The 24,724-nt window shown below is 70.0% G+C and carries 18 protein-coding genes; 8 read left to right on the top strand and 10 right to left on the bottom strand.

The genetic code is table 11. The features are described from left to right. Positions 1-15 precede the first annotated feature (15 nt). On the bottom strand, positions 16-1,113 hold the full coding sequence (locus FHS13_RS12870; protein WP_184291909.1) for a DUF2207 domain-containing protein: 1,098 nt from the start codon (positions 1,111-1,113) through the stop codon (positions 16-18). Between the two features lie 484 nt (positions 1,114-1,597). Here FHS13_RS12870 and FHS13_RS12875 point away from each other — a divergent pair, with 484 nt between their 5' ends. The 5 genes from FHS13_RS12875 to FHS13_RS12895 all read left to right on the top strand — a co-directional run bounded on the left by FHS13_RS12875 (position 1,598) and on the right by FHS13_RS12895 (position 7,089). Then, positions 1,598-1,813, top strand: coding sequence for a hypothetical protein (locus FHS13_RS12875; RefSeq protein ID WP_184291911.1), 216 nt, complete (start codon positions 1,598-1,600; stop codon positions 1,811-1,813). 127 nt (positions 1,814-1,940) lie between these two features. Continuing rightward, positions 1,941-2,930: an OmpA family protein gene (locus FHS13_RS12880; protein WP_184291913.1), complete on the top strand. Its 990-nt coding sequence runs from the start codon at positions 1,941-1,943 to the stop codon at positions 2,928-2,930. A 6-nt stretch (positions 2,931-2,936) separates the two neighbouring features. After that, positions 2,937-3,464 (top strand): hypothetical protein, encoded by a 528-nt coding sequence (locus FHS13_RS21500; RefSeq protein WP_246405265.1) that lies wholly within the window; start codon positions 2,937-2,939, stop codon positions 3,462-3,464. A 61-nt stretch (positions 3,465-3,525) separates the two neighbouring features. Beyond that, positions 3,526-4,308 (top strand): aggregation-promoting factor C-terminal-like domain-containing protein, encoded by a 783-nt coding sequence (locus FHS13_RS12890; RefSeq protein ID WP_184291915.1) that lies wholly within the window; start codon positions 3,526-3,528, stop codon positions 4,306-4,308. 357 nt (positions 4,309-4,665) lie between these two features. After that, complete coding sequence (locus FHS13_RS12895) at positions 4,666-7,089, top strand: glycosyltransferase (RefSeq protein ID WP_184291917.1); 2,424 nt, start codon at positions 4,666-4,668, stop codon at positions 7,087-7,089. A gap of 134 nt (positions 7,090-7,223) precedes the next feature. Here FHS13_RS12895 and FHS13_RS12900 read toward each other — a convergent pair whose 3' ends face one another. Then, positions 7,224-8,216 carry a hypothetical protein gene (locus FHS13_RS12900; RefSeq protein ID WP_184291919.1) on the bottom strand — a complete coding sequence of 331 codons (993 nt, stop codon included), beginning with the start codon at positions 8,214-8,216 and terminating at the stop codon, positions 7,224-7,226. 250 nt (positions 8,217-8,466) lie between these two features. On the opposite strand from FHS13_RS12900, the gene FHS13_RS12905 reads away from it, so the two are divergent. Beyond that, positions 8,467-9,534: a VldE C-terminal domain-containing protein gene (locus FHS13_RS12905; protein WP_184291921.1), complete on the top strand. Its 1,068-nt coding sequence runs from the start codon at positions 8,467-8,469 to the stop codon at positions 9,532-9,534. Between the two features lie 1,081 nt (positions 9,535-10,615). Next, positions 10,616-11,446 carry a hypothetical protein gene (locus tag FHS13_RS12910; protein ID WP_184291923.1) on the top strand — a complete coding sequence of 277 codons (831 nt, stop codon included), beginning with the start codon at positions 10,616-10,618 and terminating at the stop codon, positions 11,444-11,446. Between the two features lie 299 nt (positions 11,447-11,745). On the opposite strand, the gene FHS13_RS12915 is transcribed toward FHS13_RS12910, so the two are convergent. The 5 genes from FHS13_RS12915 to FHS13_RS12935 all read right to left on the bottom strand — a co-directional run bounded on the left by FHS13_RS12915 (position 11,746) and on the right by FHS13_RS12935 (position 18,964). Next, the gene (locus FHS13_RS12915) at positions 11,746-12,822 is read right to left on the bottom strand and encodes a pectate lyase family protein (RefSeq protein ID WP_184291925.1); all 1,077 of its coding nucleotides are present in this window, start codon (positions 12,820-12,822) and stop codon (positions 11,746-11,748) included. A gap of 188 nt (positions 12,823-13,010) precedes the next feature. Further along, positions 13,011-14,711, bottom strand: a complete 1,701-nt coding sequence (locus FHS13_RS12920) for an ABC transporter substrate-binding protein (RefSeq protein ID WP_184291927.1) — start codon at positions 14,709-14,711, stop codon at positions 13,011-13,013. Between the two features lie 71 nt (positions 14,712-14,782). Further along, positions 14,783-16,966: a dipeptide ABC transporter ATP-binding protein gene (locus tag FHS13_RS12925; RefSeq protein WP_184291929.1), complete on the bottom strand. Its 2,184-nt coding sequence runs from the start codon at positions 16,964-16,966 to the stop codon at positions 14,783-14,785. Further along, positions 16,963-17,901: an ABC transporter permease gene (locus FHS13_RS12930; RefSeq protein ID WP_184291931.1), complete on the bottom strand. Its 939-nt coding sequence runs from the start codon at positions 17,899-17,901 to the stop codon at positions 16,963-16,965. The genes FHS13_RS12925 and FHS13_RS12930 overlap by 4 nt, the downstream gene beginning before the upstream one ends. A gap of 82 nt (positions 17,902-17,983) precedes the next feature. After that, positions 17,984-18,964 (bottom strand): ABC transporter permease subunit, encoded by a 981-nt coding sequence (locus FHS13_RS12935; RefSeq protein WP_184291932.1) that lies wholly within the window; start codon positions 18,962-18,964, stop codon positions 17,984-17,986. An 830-nt stretch (positions 18,965-19,794) separates the two neighbouring features. Here FHS13_RS12935 and FHS13_RS12940 point away from each other — a divergent pair. Beyond that, complete coding sequence (locus tag FHS13_RS12940) at positions 19,795-20,262, top strand: ATP-binding protein (RefSeq protein WP_184291934.1); 468 nt, start codon at positions 19,795-19,797, stop codon at positions 20,260-20,262. Positions 20,263-20,353: 91 nt separating this feature from the next. Here the strand turns inward: FHS13_RS12940 and FHS13_RS12945 are convergent, their stop codons facing one another. The 3 genes from FHS13_RS12945 to cmtR form a co-directional block, all read right to left on the bottom strand. Continuing rightward, positions 20,354-20,560, bottom strand: a complete 207-nt coding sequence (locus FHS13_RS12945) for a hypothetical protein (protein ID WP_184291936.1) — start codon at positions 20,558-20,560, stop codon at positions 20,354-20,356. A 139-nt stretch (positions 20,561-20,699) separates the two neighbouring features. Further along, complete coding sequence (locus tag FHS13_RS12950) at positions 20,700-23,903, bottom strand: efflux RND transporter permease subunit (RefSeq protein WP_184291938.1); 3,204 nt, start codon at positions 23,901-23,903, stop codon at positions 20,700-20,702. Between the two features lie 364 nt (positions 23,904-24,267). Continuing rightward, entirely contained in the window at positions 24,268-24,633 is a 366-nt protein-coding gene (gene cmtR / locus FHS13_RS12955) for a Cd(II)/Pb(II)-sensing metalloregulatory transcriptional regulator CmtR (RefSeq protein ID WP_184291940.1), read from the bottom strand. Positions 24,634-24,724: the final 91 nt, after the last annotated feature.

The following is a 24,724-nucleotide window of genomic DNA, read 5'->3' on the forward strand; positions in this document are numbered from 1 at the left end:
GGGACCGCCGGAAACTCACTCCCCGCCGCCACCGCCGCCACTGTCTCCCCCGCCGCCTCCGTCCCCGAGACCCCCGGAACCGGAGCCCTCCGCAGGACCACCCCAGCCGTCCGAGCCGGGGATGCCCCCTTCCCCGACCCCCGGACCACTGCGCCGGCACAGGTCGGCGAGCTCGCCGAGGGAGTCCAGGTCGATCCGGTCGGTGGTCGCGGGAGCATCGAGGCCTGTGACTCCCCCGCTGTCGGAGCCGTCGAGGTCCCGGCCGCGCCCCCTCCTTGCGGGAGGCGCCTCGGCACGCGCGTGCCTACGCAGTTCCCCGAAGCCGGAGACGGCGACGTGGCGCAGGGCCTCACCGCTCTCCAGGTCGGTTCCGGCCTCGGGAAGTACCAGGCCCTGGGCGGCCTCCGCGACCGTCCTGCCCGCCGGAGTGAGCGGAACGGGGGTGGGCCCGCCGGTGGAGCGCATGACGGCGCGCACGACCTCCAGGAGCCCGAGGACGGCCGCACCCGCCACGAGGATCCCCGTGCTCACCGCCCCCGGCCCCGCGAAGAGGTGGAGGCCGCCGCCGGCCGCGATCGCGGCCGCGGCCAGGAGACGCCTCGTACGTATCCGCCCCGGTACCCGCGCCCGCGCTGCCAGGGCCGTGCGCAGCGCCGGCGAGTCCGCGACGAGCCCCGCCGCGGCCAGGCCCTCCCAGACCTTGAGCATGCCCTGCCCCCGGACCAGGGCGGCGACGACCGTGCCGGCCCCGGCCTCGGACCCGCGCTTGCGGAAGAACGCGACAAGGGCGCGGCGGAGGGGGTCCTTCTTCTCACGCGTGTAGCAGAGAGAGGTTCCGACGAGGCCGATGGTGCCCTTGTCCCGGTCGATGCGCACGCGGCGGGCGAGGAAGGCGTCCGCGAGGGCGACCTCGGCGGCCCGGGCGGGGCCGCCGACGAGGTAGCCGAGCTGCGCGGGCTCCAGCTCCTCGGGCCGGGGGATGTCTCGGGGAGGGGGCGTGTCCGCGGTCCCGGCCTCGAGGGCGGCACGGCTGCGGCGCAGGGCGGCAATGAGGGGGTGGACCACCATGTAGGCGATGGCCGGGCCCCACAGCAGGGGGAGGATCAGGTCCATCGGTCGCGTCGTTCCTTCTCGGCACACGGGGCGGGTTCTTCTGGATGGGATCACTCCGGCGGGGGCCGGGTTCTGCCCGGGTGCGACCGAACCCGGCGGTGACCGCGCGGGCACCGAAGGTCACGAGTTTCCATGTTTCAGCAGCACGGGGTTCCCCTGCCGGGAAGTTTGGGGAATCCTGGGAAGGCCTGCCGCGACGGGGTTCGCGTGTGCTCACGAGACTTTCGGAGAGATCTTCGGAGCTTGTGGACAAGGTGTGCCGGCGGAAGCGGGCGGGCATCGTGAAGAAAGGTGGCCACATCCGGTCAGGCCCGGGTAGACCCTCGGAGCGGTGCCGGATAGTTGGACATGACGGACCTCTGTAGACACAGGGTGCATCCGTCGGCAGGCCGAAGGCGATCCGGGACTCCGGTTCGCGGCGGCGGGTTCAGCGACGTGGCCGCCAGGACCCCTACCTCCCTGCATCCCCCCAGGAGTTGCCCTCATGGACCAACTGACCAAGGCATGGGTGAGGCTGAGCACCCTGGCCACCCCCACCGAGAAGAAGAACGACACGGGCGCGGGGATTGTCGAATACGCGGCAATCCTGATCCTGGTCGCGGCTGTCGCTGCCGGCATCTGGGCCCTGGGGATTCCCGACAACATCACTGATTCCATCGGGACAGCCGTATCGGATATCCTTAGCGGACCCCAGCCATAGGGAAACCAAATAGAAAACTAGGCCAAATTCAATGGCGCCAGCCAGGAAAAATAAGAAAACTCCCAACAAGAAAGCCCGCCGATCTCCCACCATGAGAACTCACATTTCCCTGGCGCGAGGAGCACTCATGGCTCCTCTCATATTATTCATCCCTGGGTGCGTGGTGGATGGGGGCACCGGAACCTCTGCAGACGAAGGGCCAGGCGCAGTTGGAGATCCGACGACAGGCCCCCAGGAAGAACCAAGCGAACATCTCCTCAAGCCGATCGCTTCGACTATAACAACAACCACGTCGATCGGCCCCGAACTTCAGGTTGATATAGTTGCCCTTGAAAGACTCGAAAATGAAATATTAAGACTCAACATCAACATTAAAAATAACTCAAGCAACCCATTTTCCCTAGGGGGAAGCCTTTCAGAAGAAGGTGAATCAAATACAGCTAGCCAAATATCTCTGATCGATGCAGAAAACCAGCAAAGATACATTAGCTACAACCAAAGCAACGGAGACTGCTTCTGCTCCCCTCCGCTGCAAGGATCGATTGGCGGCGGCCAATCAGCCGAGATGTGGGTGGCCTACCCGGAGCCTCCGGAAGAAGTGGACAACATGACCGTTGTCCTCCCCCTGGCCCCGCCCATAATGGATATCCCCATCAGCACGTCATCAGAGAGCATGGAGAACAGCAATCTCTTAGAGCCACAAATTTTAGACCTGACAACAATAACTGACAACATCGACGACCAAACAGGGCGCACAGAGGACAACGACGAAGTCACCATCATACTTTCTTCGGATGTCCTTTTTGAAACCAATAGCTCGGACCTAAACCCCGACGCTCTCTCCATCCTAGAGCAAGTGGCTACAGAAATTGATGATGCCTCAGGGGAAACGATCAAAATCGACGGACATGCCGACAACAGGGGAAGCAACTCGGTAAATATCCCCCTTTCAGAAGACCGCGCCTCATCAGTAGAGGAAGAACTAAGGACAATGATAACTAGGCCTGGGATATCATTCGAAACCCAAGGCCACGGATCAAGCGACCCCATAGCAGACAACAGCACGAACGAAGGACGCGAACGCAACCGCAGGGTCAGCATAACATTTGAGAAGTAGGAGCCTGTGAAAAAGATATCACAAAAAGTACCCCTAATATCATCCTTTGCAGTAGTGTCACTTTTAGTATCACTTGGAGTGGCATCCGCCTCCCCTGAAACCAGAACCGAGGATCTCGAATCCCTCGGGGCAGCCAAAGGAAACCATGAAAAATCAGAGGATTTAACGGCAGAAATCAACCAAGCACAGATTAACGAGAGAGGGAATCTACTCTCAATTACTTGGAGTATAGCAAATCCAAGCTCTGAAAGAGTAGTGCTAACTTGGCTGTCCGGACGCTCCTATACATACTCGGGCGCTAATTTTGCCGGAGTCACCATAATAGATGAAAACAGGGGAGCCAGACACCATCCCATCATGGACGGCCTTGGCTCATGCCTGTGCTCAGGCGACTCCTCAGCCAACTTCAAATCGCGCCTGGAACCAGGGGAACAGGTTGCATATTGGTCTCTCTATTCGGTTTCTGAAGGAGTCGAAGAAATTACTGTAGAGATCCCCAGGTTCGAGCCCATCGAAGACATCCCCATCTCCTGACTCCCCCACCCCGCCTGCCACCCTCACCACGACCTCGTCGCACACGCCGCAGGAGACCGCGTTGCCCACCCCCCAGTACCCCGACCTCGGGGATCCCCGGCGCCCCTCCCCCACGGGGCCTCCCGGGCGTTCCGGTGCTCGGAGCGGCCCGCCCCGGGTGCGTGGACCACTGGCGCGGGTTCTCGGCTTCCGTCTCTCCTCCCGTGCCCCGCACCCCTCCGAACCCCTCGGCGCCGCTCCCCGCGCACGCACCCGCAGCAGCACGCACCCCCGCGCCCGCCGCTGCTCCCTCCTCCGGCTCCGTCCGGACCGGCCCGCCCTCCGTGACCGGGGCGCCGGGTTCGTCGAGACGGCCGCCGTCACCCTTCTCGTCGCCGCGGTCATGGTCGCGGTCTACCAGCTCGAACTCAGCTCGACCTTCAACGAGGGCGTACGGCAGATGGTGTGCCTGGTCGAGGGGCCCGAGTGCGGTGAGGAGACCTGGGTCGACGCCGACCGGCCCGAGGCACCCGAGGCCTACGAATGGGGACGGGGCAACCCCAACGCCCTGGACAACCAGAACCTGGCCCGCAACATGGCCGAGAACCGGGGTTGGACCGAGGGCGAGTGGCAGTGCCTCAGCAACCTGTGGAGCGCCGTCTCCCAGTGGGACCACACCCTCACCAACCCCGACGACGGCGCGATCGGCATCAGCGGTTTCGTGCCCGGCCGCCACGGCAGCATGCCCCAGGGCTTCCGGGGCAGCCCTTCCGTCCAGATCTCCTGGGGTCTGGGGTACATCGCCGACACCTACGGCACCCCCTGCGCGGCCTGGTCCTACTGGCAGGGCGGCCACTTCTACTGACGCCCCGCCGCCCCGCATCCCGCGCTTCCCCGACCCGTCCACACGACACCGGCCCACACGACACCGGCCCGTCCCCCGCGGCCCGGAGACACCGTCTCCCACCGGAGTCCCCCGGGGCCCTGTCCCCCCTCGCGTCGGATCGGCACAAGGCACCGGCAGCTTTCGGCAAACCTTTCGGAAGTTAATCCCATATTTAGAACTTTCGCCCGGTATGCACCCATAGCCTGTTCACTCCTGCACCGCTCCTGCGGCCGGGAAACACAGCTCCGGCCGCGGGAGCGACCGGTGCGGGTACCGGAGGGTGCGGTGCCGTTTCCGTGCGGGGGCTCGGGGTGGCACCGAGAACACGGGGGCTCTGTGAAGATCGCCTATCTGATCAACGACATGTACGGCATCGGGGGCACGATCCGCACCGTCGCCAATCAGGCCGCCGCTCTCTCGGCCCGCCACGAGGTCGAGATCGTGTCGGTGTTCCGGCACCGGGCCACGCCCAGCCTGCCCGTACCGCCCGGGGTCACCCTGCGGCCGCTCGTCGACGTGCGCAACCACGACGGCCGCACCGGAGCGGAGGGTCGCCCCCTGTACGAGGGCTCGGAACTGGCCGGCCTGCCCCCGGTCCTCTTTCCGCCGGAGGACACCCGCGGGTCCGCGCACAGCCGCCTGACCGACCGGCGCCTCGAGGAGTACCTGTCCACCACCGACGCCGACGTGGTCGTGGGCACCCGGCCGGGTCTGAACATCGCCATCGCCCGCGCCGCACCGGACCGCGTCGTCAAGGTCGGGCAGGAGCACCTCACCTACGACCAGCACTCGGAGGCCCTGCGCCGCGTGATGGCGGCCGAGTACCCCGGCCTGGACGCGTTCGTCACCGTCACGGAGGCCGACGCCCGCACCTACCGGCGCAAGATGCCCCTGCCCGGGGTCCGGCTGCTGTCCATCCCCAACTCCGTGCCCGCCCCGCCCTTCACCACCCACGGCCACAACTCGCGCACCATCGTCTCGGCGGGCAGGCTCGCCCCCAGCAAGCGCCACGACCTGCTCGTGCAGGCGTTCGCCACGGTCTCCGAGGACTTCCCCGACTGGACGCTGCGCATCTACGGGCGCGGCAGCAAGCGCGCCGCCCTGGCCAAGCTGGTGGCCTCCCTGGGGCTCCAGGACCGTGTGTGGCTGATGGGCCCCCACCCCCACGTGGAGGAGGCCTGGGCCCAGGGTGCGTTCGCGGCGGTCACCTCCAGCGAGGAGCCGTTCGGGATGACCATCGTCGAGGCCATGCGCTCGGGTCTGCCCGTGGTGAGCACCGACTGCCCCCACGGACCCGCCTCCATCATCCGCGACCGCGAGGACGGACTCCTCGTGCCCAACAGGTCCGTCCCGGGCATCGCCGAGGGGCTGGCCGAGCTGATGGCCGACGACCAGCTGCGCCACCGCATGGCGATGGCCGCGCTCGCCGGTTCCGAGCGCTTCGACCCCGTCAACGTCGTGCGCCGGCACGAGGAGCTGTTCGCCGACCTGTCGGGGCACCCGCTCACCGCCTCCGACGTCGCCGTCCACGTGCCCGCGCCGCGCGCCGAACCGGTTCCGGAGACCCGCCCGTCCTGCCGGGTGCGGGCCGGCGCGGACGGCGTGGTGACGCTGTTCTTCACCGAGCCGCCCGACCTCGTCGAACTGGTCCGTGCGGGCAAGCGCGTGACCCTGGCCCCCGACTGGCGCGGCCAGGTGGTGGTGGACGCGTCGCAGGAGCTCCTGTCCTCGGTGACGTGGGACGTGATGCGCATCGACGGGGACCGGACCACGCCGGTGCGCGACGTGGAGATCCACCAGCACGGATTTCCGCTCTCTCCCCGGCGCACCGACCGGCTGTCGCTCGTCCTGCCCAGCCGCTCGGCCAAGGGGAACCTGCTCCTGCACGTGCGCAGGTCGCCCCACCACGCCGAGGTGGAACACGTGGAGTCCGCCGACGGCCTCATCACCGTCCAGGGGCGCGTGCTGGGCCGTGAGGAGGCCGACGCGCGGGCCCGGATGGTGGTGCGGCTGGGCAGCTCGCCGAACACGATGCGCGAGTTCTCCGCGCCGGTCGCCCAGGGAGGCCTGTTCACCGCGGTCGTCGACCCGGAGGCGGTCGTGCGCGGCCGCCACGGCGACTCCGAGAAGTGGGAGATGCGGCTGGTGCTCTCCGACGGCACCGAGCACACGGTGGGCCGCCACCTGTCGGGGGTGGTGGGCTACAAGAAGATCATCGAGTACCCGGCGCAGAACGTGCACCCCGACGCCGGGCCCGGTTCCCGGGTTCGGCCCTACTACACGGTCAACGACCGGTTGGGGCTGGTCACCTCGCCGCTGGCGCTCACCGTGGAGGTGGAGGACGTCCGGGTGCGTCCGGTGGGGCGCGGGGATCGGCTGAGGTTCGTGTTCCGCCTGGCCGAGCCCCTGCCCGAGGGGGTGGAGTGCGCGGTCGAGGTCATCCGGGGCACGAGCGCGGGCCAGCGCCACCCGCTCACCCCGGACGGCGACCGGTTGTCGGGCGTGCTGCCCCTGCTGAGCCGGAGGGAGTACCAGGGGGTGGAAGGGCTGCGGGCGTCGTGGCAGCTGCGCCTCCTGGCCGGACCGGCGGGCGCCCTGGGCCAGGTCAAGGCCAAGGGCGTCGCCGAGCACACCTCCCGGCGCTGGAACCACGGACCTTACGTCCGGTCGGTCACGGTCGCACCGCTGGGCAACGGGGACCTGAAGGTCACCGCCGCCGACGTCCACGTGTGGGAGGCGGTGGGGCGCCGGCTGCGCTGACCCCGCCGCGGGGCCGGCCCGGCCCTGCCCGCCGTGCGGCGGCAGCGGTGCCCCGTGGGCAGAGCCGCCGCGGCCCGGTTCCCGCGTGTCGCCCCGGCCCCGTCCGCGGCGGGCGGCGCCTGTCGTCCCGTGCTCTACCCGGACGCTCCGGGGTCGGCCCCGGACCGGCCGGGCCCGGTGCCGCGCATGATGCGCTGGGCCGCACTGAGCTTGTCCAGCAGCCAGTCGGGGAGGTGGTCGGCGCTGCGGGGGAAGTACATCGCGTCGCGGTAGAAGCTGCGCGGGTCGGGTTCGACGTCGAACTCGGGCGGGTTGCTCAGGTCGTAGTGGACACCGATCTCCCGCGACTCCTTGACGGTGAGGCGGAAGGTGTACCACGTCCCCTTGCCCTGGTGGTACATGCCCGTCCGGAGCCTTCGGAACAGGTGGGCCACCTCGGGCAGGAGCAGGTCCCACTCCTCGCCCTCCTCCCGCAGCACCCGCACCTTGGAGGCCGCCACCCCCACCAGCGCCCTGTGCTCGACGACGACCTCGCGCCACTCGCCCCGGACGGCCGCGGTGGTACGGGCCGCGATCTCCTGGATGGTGTCCATCACCTCCTCGGGGTCCATCTCCCCCGGGGCGATGCGCGCCTTGCGGGAGGGGCGCGAGGTGGCCAGGGCGCTCCACCGCGACGCCGGCTCGGGCACGCGGCCGCCGTCGAGGCGCTCCAGCAGCCAGTCGGGGATGTGTTCGCGGTCGCGCGGGAAGTGCTCCAGGTCGAGCAGGTAGCTGTCCTCCCCCCGCGGTTCGTCGAAGTACGGTTCGCTCTCGTGGTCGTAGCGGACCCGGTAGCGGGCGGGGCGCTCCATCTCGTAGTAGGCCGTGTACCAGGTACCGGTCCGCTCGGCGAACATGCCCGCGCGCAGATCGCGCAGCTCACCCAGGACGGAGAACGGGGGAACGCAGCCGACGCCGCGGCCGTGCTCCATCAGCGCATCGACGTGGATCGCCTCGGAGTCGACCAGCCCCGAGTAGACGAGTCGGAGTTTGAGCCACCCCTGGGGGGCGGTCGCCAGGAGTGCGGTTCCGATCCGTCGGAGGCAGGCGTCCTGTTCGCGGGGGGTCATCGCTTTGCGGGCGGTCATACTCTCGCCTTCTGGTCGGTGGGGCCGCGATCTCCCGGCCGAGCCGGAACGCATCGGGCTCTCCCGTGCCGGTGGGGGGTCGTTGTCCATCCTCCTTCTCCGCACCACGTCTTGTCGGACACACACCATAAAAAGCCGCGTGTGTCACCCAACCGATGCCGGAATCCACCTTGTGCACAAGGCCTACCGCCGCCGAACCGGTCCCGCTAGGCTGTCGCAGAGACGCTCTCCCCCCAACGGAAAAGCCGGTATGGGACCGCGACGCACCCCCCGACTCCTCTCCTTCCGACGTGACGAGGGCCAGGCCAGCATCCTGCTGCTGTTCGGCCTCACCCTGGCGCTGCTCGCCCTGACCCTGCTGTTCGTCCGCGTGGGCGCGGCGGGGGACCAGCGCTCGCGGGTGCAGACGGCGGCCGACGCCGCCGCGCTCGCCGCCGTGAGCGCCCTGCAGGACCAGGCTGCCGCGTCGCTGGCCGTCGGCGACTTCCCCATGCCGATGTACGACGAGGAGGTCGCACGCGCCCGCGCCGAGGAGTACGCGAAGGCCAACGGGGCGGTGCTGACCGACATCCGCGCCAGCGACAACGTGATGGGCCGCAACGGCAACATCGTCCGGGTCGAGGTGCGCGGGGCCGTCTGCCAGAAGGAGCTGGAGGAGGACGGTTCGCGGCACTGGGGCGACGTGGTCTGCGACGGCAGCGAGGAGGAGACCGCCACGGTCGTGGGGACCGCCTCGGCCATCGCGATCGCCGAGTTTCCCGAGTGCGGCCGCAGCGGCGGGATGATCACCTGCGCGGGCGGCGACATCTCCTCCGTGGAGCAGGCGCGACGGGTGATCGACGTGCACCTGATCGACCAGGAGGGGCGCTTCATCTTCGACCCGGACGTCGTCTTCGGAGGAGGAGCCATCGTCGACTGCTCGTCACTCGGACAGCTCCACCCGACGATGTGCCGGGTGCACGAGATCCTCCAGGAGCAGTTCGGCGGCTTCTACCTGGAGGCGGGCGGCTACCGCAACGAGCCCACCAGCGACCACGGGTACGGCATGGCCGTGGACTACATGATGGCCCCGCTGGGCGGCGTCCCCAGCGACGAGATGCACGCCAACGCGATCACGGTGATCAACTGGGTCATCGAGAACTCCCACCAGCTGGGTGTCAAGGGCATCATCTACGAGCAGCACATCTGGAACGCCACGGCGGGCAACCCCGTGGGCCCCTGGCAGAGCGTCAGGAGGTCGATGGGCGACCGGGGCAGCAACACCCAGAACCACATCGACCACATCCACCTCGCGGCGGGTCCCGGCCCCATGAGGTAGCGCCGCGGGGCCCGCGCCCGGAAGCCGGGCCCGCCGCAGGTTTTCCACAGCTCCCGGTACCCCCTTGCCTCACCGGGGCGGCGGCTCCAACCTGGGAACATGGCCTCTCACCACCCCCCAGCCGCACGTGGACTCCCCGGCCGCGACCTGCCGGTGGGCGCACCGCGCGAGTCGGCCCCCGAGGAGGACGGATCTCCCCGGTCCGGACACCTCGGCACGGCCGTGCACCTCTCGTCCGGCCCGAGCCGGTCCCCCCTCGGGCCGTGCCTGCGCACCGCCCTCCCGCACGCACCGGCTCCCGCGGCCCCGAGGGAGCGAGGCAGGTGCCCGTGGATCGCGGCAGCGCCCTGATGGAGTACACGGCCGTGATCGTGATGGCCACGGCCCTGATCGCGGCGACCGTTCCGGTGGACAGGCTCCCCCGCGAGCTCTCGGCCGCCGTCCACCGTATCCTGTCCACCGGTCCGGAGGACCGGAATCCGAACGGCGGCAGGGCCACAACCGGCCATTCCGAGGGCAATGGGACCCTTGACCCGGCCCGGGCCGCGGACGCGGTCCTGCGCTGCTCGCAAGGGCTGCCGACCCCCGACCCGCTCGGCAAGGTGGACTGCGCCCTGTCCCTTCTCGGTCTGCTCGACTCCGACGTCCTGGAGGCCACGATCCTGCGTCTGGACATGGATGACCTGCAGGAACTCTTCGCCAGCGAGACCTTCAGCGCCACCCCCGCGGCCCGGGTGGCCGTGCGCCTGCTGTGGGAGAACGCCTCGCTGGCGACCCTGCACCTGCTGTCCCGGACCGGGACGTTCGGGTTCCTCGGACCGATGCTGGAGTCGCCCGCCCTCGACTGGGCCCTCGTCCTCGTGAACGCGGGGGAGGGAAGAATGCGTGCAACCATCGAACGAAACGTTGCGTCACCGCGTCGTACACGCCGTACACAGAACACTCCGATTCCGGTCCGCGACGGTCCGCGACGACCCCCTGCTCCCCGCCCCCTGACCCCCTCAGCTCCTGTACCCCCCGCGGTCGTCCTCCTTTCCGGGGGGGCGGCCGCACGACGAGCCGCAGAATCGAGGTCGAGGCCGTGTCGATACCCTCGCTTCCCGACACCGCACCCGAGAACGAGCAGCCCCAACCCGGTGGGAAACCGAGTCTGGCGGCCGTCCTCCTGCTCGTGCTGGCCTCCCTCTCGGTGATGGCCAGCGGCTGGGGGGTGGCCCGGCTGACCATAGCGGGCGTCGAGGCCCCCGCTTCGGAGTCCGTCCCCGCGGCCGTCCCCTCACACGCCGGACATCCCCGGAACACGGTCGACCCGAAGGACGCCCACGCCTTCGTGGAGTCCTCCGCAACGCTGCTGGAGAGCGCGCGGTCCTACGAGATCTCCTTCTCCCTGCACGGCAGGACGGGCGCCCCCCTGCCCGGGCCGGACGAGGCGGAGGGCCAGGCCCCCGGGGAGGGCCTGGTGCGCTACGACGCCGCCGGGCAGCCGGTGTTCGAACACTTCTTCACCGCCCCCGACGGTCTGGACATCTACCGCTACGAGATGGCGGGCGGAAACCTGCTGATGACCGCGGGGAGCGGCCTGCGCGTGCTGGACCCGGCCACGGAGGCCGACCGCTACCTGTGCTCGTCGGACTTCGGGTCGGCCAAGCTGCGGGAGGTGCTCGCCTCCTCCGAGGACCTCTCCCTGGCCGGCCGGGAGGAACTCGGGTCGGGGGCGGTGCTCCACCGCTACGAGGGGACCTTCACGGCCCGGTTCGGCAGCTACGACTCCCGCACCGGGGAGAACGTCGTGGCCCATCTGGAGGACGCCGAGTTCGAGCTGTGGATCGGAGAGGACGGCCGCCCCCACCGGTTCTCCTACGACACCCCCGAGGGGATCGGCGAGACCTACGAGTACACCCTGGCCGACTGAGCGGTACCCCTGGGGCAGCCCCCGGTGGGAGCCCCTGCGGGCCCCTGCCGCCCCTCGGTCGGGTATCCGCCGAGTACGCCGAGGCCGTGCAGTCCGAGATGATCCGGACAACAGGGGCGAGGCCGTGTTGTCCGGAGGCTCTCACCGCATCGGCGGAGCCGATCCCCGGCGAACGGCCGACCAGGCGTGCCCTCGCAAGTCGGAGGGCGCAGCTCAGCCTGGCGGGCTTCGCAAGCTCTCCGACGCGGCGAGGGGGCGCCTGGCGGCCGTGCAGCCCGAGATGATCCGGCCACCACGGCCTAGCCCCAGCGCACGCCGCCGACGCCCGCGCCGGCGGTGATGATGTCGGGGATGTCGCGCGCGGGACTCATGTACACCGTGTACGGCGGGTCTTCGACAGTTCCCTGGTTGTCGGGCTGGGCCGTGTCCACCAGCAGGTTGCCGTTCGCCTCCGCGTCGCCGGGGTTGTTCTCGTCCACGGTCACCGACCTCTTGGCACCGTCGAAGTAGTTGCCCGTCACCGCCACCTCGGATCCGTACTCGGACTGCACCCCGTACTCGCCGTTGGCGCGGAAGTAGTTGCTGAACACGTCCACCTGAGCGGCGTTGCGCACCCGGGGGTTGTTCCTGGCGGTGCCGTCGAAGTAGTTCTGCTGGACGGTCACGCGCAGACGCCCGGGCTCCTCGTCCTCGCCGCCGATCACCAGCGCCGATTCCGCCTCGCGGAAGTGGTTCCAGGACAGCGTGACCAGATCGGCCCCGCCGGTGATCGAGACGAGGGGGCCCTCGCCCCCCTCGAAGGTGGATCCGTGGATCCACACGTAGGAGGAGTCGCCGCGCACGGACAGCGCGGTCTTCTCGGCCTCCACGAGCACGTTGTGGACGACGACGTTGCGGGAGCCGTCGATCACCAGGCCTCCCCCGGTGAGCTCGGCCCAGTCGCCGTCCTCCTCCCCGACCCCGGTCAGGGTCTTGTGGGAGCCGACCTCCACGTCGCCGTCCAGGTCGATCCTGCCGCTGACCTCGACGACGAGCGGTTCCTCGGCGGTCAGGTACTCGGCGAGTTCCTCGGCGCTGTCGGCGGTGACGGTCTCCCCCTCCGCCCCACCGGACAGCTCGGGCAGTTCCTCCCCGCCGTCCGTGGCGAGGGGCACCGCGGCCCAGCCGACGGGTTCACCCAGGGGCGCCTTCTCGGGCCCGTCCGAGGGGGCGCCGGAATCGTCGGCCTCTTCCGTGGTCGGCGAGGCCTCCGCCGGGGAGGGCGGCTCGGCGGCTGCCTCCTGCGGAGCCTCCTCGGCCTCCGTGGACGCGCAGGAGGCCAGGAAGGCGCAGAGCAGTACCGCCGCACCTGCGGCGAAAAACGGACGCAGTCTCATCGGACGCTTTCCAGAGAGCGGGCCAGGGGGTCGCCACGACCTTGCCACAGTCGGCATCGCGAACCCAACTCAGATCCGACTTTTCAGACATCACACGAGGTATGGCCACGGACCCGGCCGAGTCGGCACCCGTCGGCGGGCACCGCCGAGGACGCCCCGCGGCCCCGCCGTCCGCACCGGGCAGGACGTCACTCCGCGAGCCAGCCGATGTCCTCGTAGACGTAGTCCCCCGCCAGGCCGTACTCGCCCCAGTTGCGCAGGTCCTCGTGCACGGCGTACAGCCCCGGCCGTTCGAACAGGGGGATGGTCAGTACCTCTTCCCACAGGAGCGCGTCGATCCGGTTGGCGATCTCGGCGTACTCCTCGGGGTCGGTCTCCCGGCCCAGCCGGTCGAAGAGCTCGTTGATCTCCTCCGTGGAGTGGAAGCTGATGTTGTTCCCCCACGCCTCGCCCTTCTCCCCGAAGGGTCCTCCGTAGGTGCTCTGGGCGTCGGTCGGGTACGGATTGGAGCTGGTGAAGACGAAGGCCGCCAGCTCGTAGTTGCCGGGGATGACGTAGTCGGAGAACAGGGCGTTGCCGGGAACACTCTGGATCTCGACCTCCACTCCGATGTCGGCGAGCATCTCCCGGGTGATGTCGGCCTCGTCCTTGGCCAGTTCCATCTCCTCGGAGACCACGTAGCTCAGGGTCAGGGTCTCGCCGCCGGCGCCGGTGCGGAACTCGGCGCCCTCCTCCAGGGTCCATCCGGCCTCGTCGAGCAGTTCGCCCGCCCGCTCGGGGTCGTAGGTGCCGATCTCGCCGCTGTTGTCCCGGTAGCCGTTCTGGCTGGAGCGCAGGAGCCGGTTGACCTCGCCGGTGACGGGCCAGTCCACGGCGCTGAGCGCGATCTCGGCCAGGATGTCGCGGTCGATGCCCATGGCGAGGGCCCGGCGCACCCTGACGTCGGACAGCATCTCGCTGCCGGCGTTGAGCGCGATGAAGCGGTGGCCGTTGTTGACCGCCCGGGTGAAGTGGGTGCCCTCGGTCCCCCTCAGCATCGCGTAGGACGCGGCGTCGTAGCCCAGGTAGAAGCCGTCGATCTCCCCGTTGCCGAACGCGGTCGCCTGCCCGTGGGGGGCGATGTTGGCGAAGACGATCTCGTCCAGTACGGCGGGGGCGCCCCACCAGTCCTCGTTGCGGCTGACCGTGACGCGCTGGGCGGTGTCGTCGAACTCGGCGTCGGCGAAGGGTCCAGCGGTGACGGGGATCTGCCCGGCGTACCCCTCGGCGAAGAGCTCCTCGTCCTCCATGTACTCCTGGGGGTAGACGATGTCGAAGAGGGCGGGCCAGTCGGCGTAGGGCTGGGAGAACCTCAGGGTGAAGGAGAAGTCGTCGTCGCCCGGAACGACCTCCTCGACCCATGCGTAGCCGGTGTCGGAGCCGATCTGGAAGTCTCCCTCGCGCTCGCCCTTGCGGGTGATCACCATGGCCTCGTAGTCCTCCCAGGTCACGGGGTCTCCGTCGGACCAGACCGCCTCGGGGTTGAGCTCGTAGAAGACCTCCAGGCCGTCCTCGCTGACGCCGTAGTCGAGCACGTACTCCTCGCGCGGGGCGTGTCCGCCCTTGTCGTCGAAGCGCGTGGCGCTCGGCATGAGCGCGCCCAGGACCCGGCGGACGTCACTCTTGTTGCCCTGGACGTGGACCATGTTGTACTGCTGCTCGTACTCGCTGAGGGCCCAGACGAACCGGCCGCCCCGCCTGAGGTCCTCGCGGGGCGCGGGGTTGAGGTCCGAGGCAGCCGGCAGGGCGTCTCCGTGGCCGCTCAGCATCTCTCCGCCGCTGCCGCAGCCGACGGCGGCGAGCACCAGTGCCGCCGCGAGGGCGGGGCGGCACGCCTTTCCGATACGCACGGGGGTTCCTCCTGTGGGGGCGGGGACGGGGGCGGTGCGCGGGACGGCACCGCCCGGGAGCCGCACCGGGCTCAGAGGGCCTCGCGCGGCTCCGCGTAGTGGCAGGCCGCGGCATGGTCCGTCCCGTTCACGGCGCGGACGGGGGGTTCGGTGGTCTCGCACCTCTCCCGCTCGGTGCGGGGGAGGACGGCGAACTTCGGGCACCTGGTGCGGAACCGGCATCCGGAGGGCGGGTCGGCGGGGCTCGGCGTATCGCCCTCCAGGACGATGCGCGTGCGCTCGCGCTCCTTCCCCGGGTCGGGGACCGGGACGGCCGAGATCAGCGCCTGCGTGTAGGGGTGGGCGGGCCGGGTGTGGACCGAGTCGGTGTCTCCGGACTCGACGATCCGGCCCAGGTACATGACCGCGACCCGGTCGGCGATGTGGTGTACCACCGACAGGTCGTGGGAGACGAACAGGTAGGCCGGTCCGAGCCGGGCCTGGAGTTCCCGCAGGAGGTTGAGCACGCCCGCCTGGACGGACACGTCCAGGGCCGAGACGGGCTCGTCGAGCACCAGGAGCCCCGGTTCCAGGGCCAGGGCGCGGGCGATACCGATGCGCTGGCGCTGCCCGCCGGAGAACTCGGCGGGGAAGCGGGCGGCGTGCGCGGCGTCGAGCCCGACCATGCCGATCAGTTCGAAGACGCGCCGGGCGGTCTCGGCGGACGGGACCCCGTGGGTGCGCAGGGGCTCGGCGATGATGTCGAAGGCCGTCATGCGCGGGTCCAGGGAGCTCATCGGGTCCTGGAAGACGATCTGCACGTCGCGGCGCAGCGCGAAGCGCTCCCTCCGGGAGAGCCGGGCGGTGTCCCTGCCCATGACGGTGATGCTGCCGCCCTGGGGCTGCTCCAGCCCCAGGATCTCCAGAAGCGCGGTGGACTTGCCGCAGCCGGACTCGCCGACCAGGGCCAGGGTCTCTCCCTGGCGGAGGTCGAGGTCGATGCCGTCGACCGCGCGGACGGTGCCGACCCGGCGCCGGAGCAGTGCCCCGCGGGTCAGGGGGTGGTGCTTGACCAGTCCCTCGACCCGCAGCACCTCGCGGCGGTCCTCGCGGCGCGCCGGCCGGGACAGCGGGGGGATCTCCGGGACCGGGTAGATGTCCCGGGCGGTCCACCCCTGCGCCGCGATCTCCCCCGAGCGGAGGCACGCGGCCCGGTGCGCCTCCGCGCCGTCCTTCCCCGGGTCCGCGCCCTCCTTCCCCGGGTCCGCTCCGGTCCTTCCGAGGGGGTGCGCGTCCACGGGCAGGAGCTCGGGCTCGGCCGCCTCGCAGTCGGCCCGGGCGAGGGGGCAGCGCGGGGCGAAGGAGCAGCCGGGCGGCAGGTCGGACAGGGACGGCGGGGTGCCCCCGACCGGGACGAGGGCGCCCCGGTGCCCCCGCTCCGGGCGGGGCACGGCCCCCAGCAGGCCCATGGTGTAGGGCATGCGGCTGCCGCGGTAGATCCGGTCGACGCCGCCGGTCTCCACGGGGCGGCCCGCGTACATGACCAGGACCCGGTCGGCGCATCCGGCGACGACGCCGAGGTCGTGGGTGACCAGGACGACGGCGGCGCCGGTCTCGCGCCGGGCGGTGCGCAGCAGGTCCAGGATCTGCGCCTGGACGGTGGCGTCCAGCGCCGTGGTGGGTTCGTCGCAGATGATGACGTCGGGGTCGTTGGCCATCGCCATGGCGATGAGGACGCGCTGGCGCATGCCTCCCGAGAGCTCGTGGGGGAACGAGCGGTGGCGCCGGCCCGGGATGCCGACGAGGTCGAGGAGTTCGACCGCGCGCCTCGCGGCGGCGGCCCGGCCCTTCCCCGGGTCGTGGACCAGGACCGCCTCGGCGATCTGGTCGCCGACGGTGTGGACGGGGGTCAGTCCCGACAGCGGGTCCTGGAAGACCATGGAGACGACCTTGCCGCGCCTGGCCGCCATGGCCCGGTCGTCCAGGCCCAGGACCTCCTCGCCGTGCAGGCGCACCGAACCGGTGACCTCGGCGTTCGCGGGCAGCAGCCCCATGACGGCCAGGAAGGAGGCGGACTTGCCGGAGCCCGACTCACCGACGACGCCCAGCACCTCGCCGCGGCGGACGGAGCAGCTGAGGCCGCGGACGGCGTACACGTCGGGGTTCCTGCCGTGTCCCCTGAAGGTGACGGTGAGGTCGGCGATCTCCAGGACGGGGGTCTCGCCGGAGGGTCCGCCGGTCGCGGCCCCGGTGCTTCCGATCGTGTCGGTGCTCATCGCTGCTTCCTCCGGGGCCGGCGCGACACGGACTGCGGGTCGAGGGCGTCGCGCAGCCCGTCCCCGATCATGTTCACCGCCAGCACCAGCACCACCAGCAGTGCGGTGGGGAAGAGGAACATCCACCAGGCGGTGGTGGCGAAGCGGGCGCCGTCGGCGATGACCACGCCGAGGCTGATGTCGGGTGCCTGCACGCCCAGGCCGAAGTAGCTCAGGGCCGTCTCGCCGATGACCGCGGTGCTGACCGCGATGGTGGCGTCCGCGATGAGCAGGGACGACATGTGGGGCAGGATGTGCCGCAGGACGATCCGGTACGGCGGGACGCCCATGAAGCGGGCGGCCCGGACGTACTCGCGCTCGCGCAGGGAGACGGTCGCCCCGCGCACCATCTTGGAGGTGACCATCCAGCTGAAGGCGGACAGCAGGACGGCCAGGACGAACCAGCCGCCCGCGCCGGCGAAGTGCCTGGACAGGATCGCCAGGACGACGAAGCCGGGCAGCACCAGGAGCAGGTCGGCGATCCACATCAGGGCGCGGTCGGCGGACCTGCCGAGGTATCCGGCGAAGGAGCCGACCAGTGCGGCGACCGCGGTGGAGAGCAGGGCGACCAGCAGGCCGATGAGCATCGACGTGCGCAGGCCCGCGGTGCTCTGTGTGAACACGTCCTGGCCGGTGCGGTTGGTGCCCGCCCAGTGCTCGGCCGAGGGCCCTTCCAGGAGTGCGGTGTAGTCGCGTTCGCCCACCTCCCAGCCGCTGAGGAGCGGGCCGAGGAGGGCCGCGGCGACCAGCAGGGCGAGGAGGGACAGGCCCGCGACGACGCGCGGGGTGGCCAGGAGCCGGCGGCCGACGTCCCGGATCCGGCGGGGCGGCGCAGGTGCGGCCGGGGTCTCGGCGGGGGTCCCGGCGGGTTCGGCTCTCGTCTCGGTCGTGCTCATGGCGTGGTCTCCAGCTGGACGGCCGCGGGGGCGGGCGGGGGCGGCGGCGCGGTGCGCGCCGCTGTCGGGCGGCGGGTCCGGGTCACACCCGGACCCTGGGGTCGAGCCAGGCGTAGAGGAGGTCGGAGAGGAGCGAGGCGGCCATGATCGTCACCGCCATGAAGCAGGAGACGGCGGCGACCACGTGGACGTCGTGCTGGGAGATCGAGTCGATGAGCCAGGCGCCCATGCCGTGCCAGCCGTAGATCTTCTCGGTGAAGGTCGCGCCCGAGACCATCACGCCGAACGTGAAGGCGAAGTAGGTGGCGGTGGGGATGAGCGCGGTGCGCAGGGCATGCCTGATCAGTGCCTTCCTGCGGGTGAGGCCCTTGGCCATGGCGGTGCGGACGAAGTCGGCGTCCAGGACGTCGAGCATCGTGTTGCGCTGGTAGCGGGCGAACGCGGCGAAGAGCGCGACCGCCAGCACGAACGTCGGCAGGAGGGCGTGGTGGACGCGGTTGAGCAGCAGTTCCCCTCCGGTCCCGTCGAAGCCCGCCGTGTACTCGCCCGAGAAGCGCAGCAGCTGGAACCCGAGGATGTCGTTGAGGGCGATCGCCCCGACCTGGACGCCGATCGCGATGACGACGGTGGGAACCGACAGCACGAGGAACGACGCGGCCGTGGAGATCCTGTCGAAGCGCCGGTACTGGCGCACGGCGGCGTAGGCGCCCACGGCGATGCCGGCGGCGCTGCCGAGGACGGTGGCGACGGTGACCAGGCGCAGGGTGACCCCGGCCTTGGTCCAGATCTGCGGGGTGACGTCGCGGCCCTGGATGGTCTTGCCGAAGTCGCCCTGGGCCACTCCGCCCAGCCAGGTCGCGTACCGCTGGACCAGCGGGGTCCGGTCGTTGAGGTTGAGGGCGTCGAGCCGGGCGTCGACGACGGCGTCGGTGGGCGGCGGCTGCATCTTCTCGAAATAGCCGCGCGGGTCCAGGTTCGCGGCCGCGAGGAGATAGGCGAAACTCGTCGCGAGAAAGACGAGGACGGCGTAGTTCAGAAGCCGCCTGGCAAGGAAAGCACCCACAGAAGTCTCCGGAATTCGCAGCGGACAGGACTCGCCGTCGCCGACAGGGGCCGCCGGTTCCGTGCACCGCGCCCGCGAGCCCTTCGAACCCGCAGCCACGGCGGACACCGACCGCCGCCGCCGTGGTCGGGCGCGGTGGCGCGGTGCCTTCGGGAAAACAGTGACCGGAATTCCTAGAGTCTGTGGGATCTCAGGGCACGTGAAGATAACCGGTCCATCAAGAAAAGGCAACTAGGCAGAAAGCGCGGAGAGCAATTTATCCATTTGTCCGACTGAAGGGATTTTTGACAGTTGCGGCATTTGTACGACGTGGCCGCATTTTTCCCCAGAGTCTTCCGCCGGACGCGCCCCCTCCGCCCCTGGGCGGACAGAGGACACCCCGACCCCATCCCCCAGTCGCGTTACGGAATCGTTACCAAACCCCGTGAGCCCCACCAGTCACGAATCTCCGCGCACGACCGACCGGTCACCCCCGCGGGAAGTCCCTTTTATCCAGCTCAGCGACGGTTATCCTGTCCAGGCCAGGTCGACCGGGTTCACGGAAAAGCACGGAGCGTATGCTATGCGCGGATACGCCCTTCAGTGTCGTAGGGCACATTCGACACCAGACATGACCAACCGCTTCGGCCTGCACGTCGTCCCCACCACCACTCGTCGCCGCCCTCATCCCGCGCGCCCCGCGGCACAGCACCGCATCCCTCCCTGTCCCAGGGGGCTCCGACCTGTGTGTCCACCTCGCGCCGTGACCCGCTCGCCGGGCATGGACGCCTCGAGGGCCAGGCGCTCAGCTGCCATGCCCGCCGCGAACACACCGGGAAGCGAACCCAGACATGTGTGACACCGCAGCCGTACCCGAGATCTCCCACGTCTCCCGGGCCGCTCCCGGATCCGTGTCCGCCAGACGCCGGTTCCCCGGGCTGCCGAGCCAGATCGCCTACGCACGCAGGTTCGTGGCCCGCCACCTGGCCGGCTCCCCCGAACTCACCACCGCGACCCTGCTGACCAGCGAGCTGGCCACCAACGCCATCACCCACAGCGCCTCGGGCCGGGACACGGGCAAGTTCGAGGTCTGCGTCCACCTCGCCCCGGGCTGGGCCCGGGTGGAGGTGCGCGACCTGGGCAACAGGCACGAGACCCCCGAGCCCCAGCGCCGGGACCCCTACGACACCTCCGAGCACGGCCGGGGCCTGGACCTGGTCGAGGCCCTGGCGGGCAAGTGGGGCAGCGAGCCCCGGGGCGACGGCCTGGGACGCCAGGTGTGGTTCGAACTGACCTGGGACTGCGCGGAGCGCCCCTGACCCCGCCGCCGGTCCCGCCGGCCGCCCCGCCGGCGGCAGGCCTGCGGCCGAACGCGCCCGCCTCCGCGCGCAGGGGGCGCTCCGAGCGGTCTCAGCCGCCCTCCTCGTCGTTGCCCCGCGGTCCTTCCCGAAGGCCGTCCCCGGGGTCTTCCCTTCCACCGGTCCCGCCGCGGGCGGAGTCGGCGGGCAACCGGTAGCGCTCGTAGAGCCGGCGCGCATAGTCCATCGCTTCCTGGGAGGGTTCCTCTCCCAGTTCCTCTCGGACGAAGTCGTCGAGGCTCTTGTGCGTGTTCGCCATGAGGTGCAGCCTGCACCACCGCACACGGGCAGACCAAACCAACGCTCCGCGAAGACGCGAACCCCGACAGACGGCGGGGCACCCCGCGCGGTGCGCGGGGTGCCCCTTCCTCCGGTCCCGAAGGCCTCTCGGACCTTCCTCAGGAGCTGACGCCCTCCTCGGTGCGCTCCTTCTTCTCGGCCGAGCGCCCGGCGGCCAGGCGCTCGCGGCGCCGGGCCTGGCGGACGGCGCTCTTGGAGGCGCGACGCAGGCGCATCCACTCCACCAGCTGGTAGAGCACCGGGACCACGACCAGGGTCAGCAGGGTCGAGCTCACCAGACCGCCGATCACCACGATCGCCAGCGGCGCGGAGATGAACGCACCGCCGCCGGTGATGCCCAGCGCCATCGGGGTCAGGGCCGCGATGGTGGCGATCGCCGTCATGAGGATCGGGCGCAGGCGGTGGCGGGCACCGTCCACGATGGCCTCGCTGAGCGGCATCCCGTTGTTCTGGTTCTGGTTGATCAGGTCCATCAGCACGATCGCGTTGGTCAGGACCACACCGATCAGCATCAGCATGCCGACCAGCCCGGCCACGCCCAGCGCGGTGTCGGTGATCAGCAGCAGCGCCAGGGAGCCGGTGATCGCGAACGGGATCGAGATCAGCAGCATGAACGGCTGCATCAGGCTCTTGAAGGTGGCGACCATGATCAGGTAGCAGAGGACCACCGCGGCCAGCATGGCCAGGTACATGGCCTGGAAGCCCTCCTCCTGCTCGGCGCTGACGCCTCCCAGGGTGGCGGTGGCGCCCTGGGGCAGGTCCAGGTCCTCCAGCGCCAGCACGATCTCGGTGCTGACGGCGCCCAGGTCGGACGCGGTCGGGTTGGCCGAGACGGTCGCGGCGGTGATGCCGTCGATGCGGGTCAGCTGCGGAGGCTGCTGGACCTCCACGATCTCGGCGACGTCCGCCAGCTCGATCTCGCCGCGGACGGGCGAGACGATGGCCAGCTCCTCGAGCTCCTCGACCGTCTGCGGGGTCTGCTCGACGCGGACCACCAGGTCGCGGCGGGCGTCGTCGACGGTGACGCTGCCGACGGACTGGCCCCGGAAGGCGTTGCCGACCTGCTGGGCGACGGCGGCCTCGCTGAGGCCGTACTCGACCGCGCTCTCCCCGTCGACCTGGACCTCCAGGGCGGGCTCGGCCTCGTCGACGCTGTTGGTGACGTCGGAGGCGCCCTCGATCGAGCGCAGCTCCTCCTCCACCAGGGCGGCGGCCTCGGCCAGCACCTCGTTGTCCTCGGCGGTGACCTGGACCTCCAGGGTCGAGCCGCCCGCCGCCATGCCCGAGGCGTTCATCGTGGGCTCGAACTCGGTGTCCACGTCGGCCAGGGCCTCGCGCAGCACCTCGCGGTTGCGCTCCTGGTCGGTGTCGGGGTCCGCGGTGATCGTGTAGTCGATCTGGGAGCCCCCGCCGCCGAACGGGTTCATCGCGTTGCCGCCGACGTTGGTCTGGTACGACTCCACCCAGGCGAACCCGCCGATGACCTCCTCGACCTTGGCGGCCTCGGCGTCGGCCTGCTCCAGCGAGGTGTCGGGGGCCAGCTCCTGGGTGATGGCGTAGGAGTTCTCCTCCGTCTGGCCGAGCCAGTCGGTCTTGAGGAAGCCCGCCATGACGACGGTGCCCGCCAGCAGGGCCGCGGAGACCACCAGGGTGGTGATCGTGGCGACCCGGCGCTTGGTGGTGATCCATCGGATGATCGGCAGGTAGGCGCGCTGGAGCCAGCTCTTGCGCTCGCGCTCGTCCTGCTCGCGCCGGATCTCCTCGGGGGAGGCGTCGCCCACCTCGCGCGGCCGCAGGAACCAGTAGCACAGCACCGGGATGATCGTGATCGAGACGATCAGCGAGGCGGCCAGGGCGAGGCTGGCGGTGACCGCGAACGGCATGAACAGCTCGCCGACCATGCCGCCGACGAAGGCCATCGGCAGGAACACCGCGATGGTGGCCAGCGTGGAGGAGACGACGGCGCCGGCGACCTCGCGGACACCGGTCTTCACCGCCTCCATCCTCTCCTTGCCGTAGTCCATGTGGCGGCGGATGTTCTCCAGGACCACGATGGAGTCGTCGACGACGCGGCCGATGGAGATGGTGATGGCGGCCAGGGTGAGCATGTTCAGCGAGAAGTCGAACAGCTGCATGCCCAGGAACGCCATCAGCACCGACACCGGGATGGACACCGCGGTGACCAGCGTCGATCGGATCGACAGCAGGAAGACCAGGATGACGAGGACCGCGGCGATCAGCCCCATGCCGCCCTCTTCGGCCATCGCGAGGATGGACTCGTTGATGTAGGGCGACTGGTCGAAGACGACGGTGAGCTCGATGCCGTCGAGCAGTTCGGACTGCTCGTCGACGGCGGCCTTGACGGCCTCGGCGACCTCGACGGTGTTGCCGTCGGGGGTCTTCATGACGATGATGCCGATGCTGGGGTCGCCGTTGACGCGCGACAGCGTGGTGGCGGGGTCCTGGACGGCCTCGACGGAGGCCACCTCGGAGAGCTGGACCGGCTCGGACGGGGCCGCGGGCATCCCGGGCACCGCGGCGGCCGCGCCGCCCTGGGCGGAGGGCTGGAGCCAGATCTCCTCGATCTGCTCGATCGAGGTGTACTGCTGGCCGGTGGTGACGTTGAGGCTGCGGCCGTCGGAGTCGACGTCCCCGCCCGGCACGAGCAGGCCGCTGGACTGGAGGGCCTGGGTGACGTCCTGGCTGGTCAGGCCCGCGTCGGCGAGCTCGTCCTTGTCGGGGGTGACGACCACGTCGACGTCGCGGGCGCCGGTGATGCTGGCCATGCGGACGCCGTCGACGGACTCGATCTCGGGGATGAGGTGGGTCGACAGCGGTTCGACCATGGACTGGTCGTCACCGCTGTCGGTGCCGGCGGCGAGCATGAGGACCGGCAGCGAGTCCGTGCTGAAGGACATGACGCTGGTGTCGACGCCCTCGGGGAGCATGCCCGAGACCTGGTCGATGGCGATCTGGGTCTTGCGGACCAGGTCGTCCTGGTCGCTGCCGTAGTCGAACTCGACCATGACCTGCGCCATGCCGCTGGAGGAGGTCGAGGTGATGCCGGAGACGCCGGCGACACCTTGGACGGCCTGTTCCAGGGGCTCGGCCACCTGGTTCTGGACCACCTGGGGCGATGCGCCCTGGTAGGTGCCGGTGACCATCACCATCGGAAGGGAGATGTCCGGGAAGAGCTCGCGCTTGGCCGACGTGGCGGCGAGGCTTCCGAAGAACAGGACCGCGAGGGTGATGAGCAGGACCAGCGCGCGGTTCTTCAGTGACATGACCGCTAGACGGTTCATCGGGCCGTCCCTTCCGCGGTGTGCGGCCCCGCACCGGGGGCCTGGGTGACCGATCTGGGCATGAGGGGAAACTCGCTCCTAGCTCGCTGGGACCGTGGGCCGGCGCACGGACGTGCCGCGTCCGGAATATCCCGGACGTGCGGACGCGTCGGGCCGGTCGCGAAACCGGTCCTCGAAGATGTGTGGCGGCGATGCTGATGTCTCGCAGGCCCCGACGTGGGGGCTGCGGTCTGCGCGCCCCTCCCGCGGAGGTCTCGGGTCCCCGTCTCCGCCGGGCGCGCTTTCCACAATACGTCGCGTTATATCGGATTCCGTCCCACCCTCCCTCTGTTCAGGGGGCTTTCAGGGACGCTTCAGTCTTCCGTCAGGGCGACCCCTGACCAAAGTCGTACGACTCCTCCCGAAGTCGTACGGCCGGGGCTTCCTGAGGATGGGGGCGCGTGGTGCCCCACACCACGTTCAGGAGGTCGTCGAGGGCGTGGACGAGGGAATCGTCCACGAGCTCGTAGCTCACCTGCCTCCCCCGGGCCTGGGTGCGCACGAGACCGCAGTCGCGCAGGCAGGCGAGGTGGTTGGAGACGTTCTGCCGGGTGAGGCCGAGTTGGTCGGCGAGCACTGCGGGGTAGTTGGGCCCGTCGAGGAGTGCGAGAAGGAGGCGGGAGCGGGTGGGGTCTGCCAGGGCTCGGCCGAGGCGGTGGATGGCGTCGAGCCGCTGCTCGGAGGTCAACATGAAAACCATTGTACATAGTTTGCTGTATAGACAGCATGGGCTGTACAAAGGGTAGAGACAGCGCCCACTGTACAAACAGTGAGCACTGAAC

Source organism: Nocardiopsis algeriensis, from assembly GCF_014203695.1.
Lineage (GTDB): Bacteria > Actinomycetota > Actinomycetes > Streptosporangiales > Streptosporangiaceae > Nocardiopsis > Nocardiopsis algeriensis.

What these genes read in the sequence shown, in the direction of transcription:
- FHS13_RS12940 (WP_184291934.1), top strand. Translation starts at nt 19,795, where the DNA reads ATGTGTGACACCGCAGCCGTACCCGAGATCTCCCACGTCTCCCGGGCC.
- FHS13_RS12900 (WP_184291919.1), bottom strand. Translation starts at nt 8,216, where the DNA reads ATGACCGCCCGCAAAGCGATGACCCCCCGCGAACAGGACGCCTGCCTC.
- FHS13_RS12875 (WP_184291911.1), top strand. Translation starts at nt 1,598, where the DNA reads ATGGACCAACTGACCAAGGCATGGGTGAGGCTGAGCACCCTGGCCACC.
- FHS13_RS12905 (WP_184291921.1), top strand. Translation starts at nt 8,467, where the DNA reads ATGGGACCGCGACGCACCCCCCGACTCCTCTCCTTCCGACGTGACGAG.
- FHS13_RS12870 (WP_184291909.1), bottom strand. Translation starts at nt 1,113, where the DNA reads ATGGACCTGATCCTCCCCCTGCTGTGGGGCCCGGCCATCGCCTACATG.
- FHS13_RS12930 (WP_184291931.1), bottom strand. Translation starts at nt 17,901, where the DNA reads ATGAGCACGACCGAGACGAGAGCCGAACCCGCCGGGACCCCCGCCGAG.
- cmtR (WP_184291940.1), bottom strand. Translation starts at nt 24,633, where the DNA reads ATGTTGACCTCCGAGCAGCGGCTCGACGCCATCCACCGCCTCGGCCGA.
- FHS13_RS12950 (WP_184291938.1), bottom strand. Translation starts at nt 23,903, where the DNA reads ATGAACCGTCTAGCGGTCATGTCACTGAAGAACCGCGCGCTGGTCCTG.
- FHS13_RS12925 (WP_184291929.1), bottom strand. Translation starts at nt 16,966, where the DNA reads ATGAGCACCGACACGATCGGAAGCACCGGGGCCGCGACCGGCGGACCC.
- FHS13_RS12945 (WP_184291936.1), bottom strand. Translation starts at nt 20,560, where the DNA reads ATGGCGAACACGCACAAGAGCCTCGACGACTTCGTCCGAGAGGAACTG.
- FHS13_RS12915 (WP_184291925.1), bottom strand. Translation starts at nt 12,822, where the DNA reads ATGAGACTGCGTCCGTTTTTCGCCGCAGGTGCGGCGGTACTGCTCTGC.
- FHS13_RS12880 (WP_184291913.1), top strand. Translation starts at nt 1,941, where the DNA reads ATGGCTCCTCTCATATTATTCATCCCTGGGTGCGTGGTGGATGGGGGC.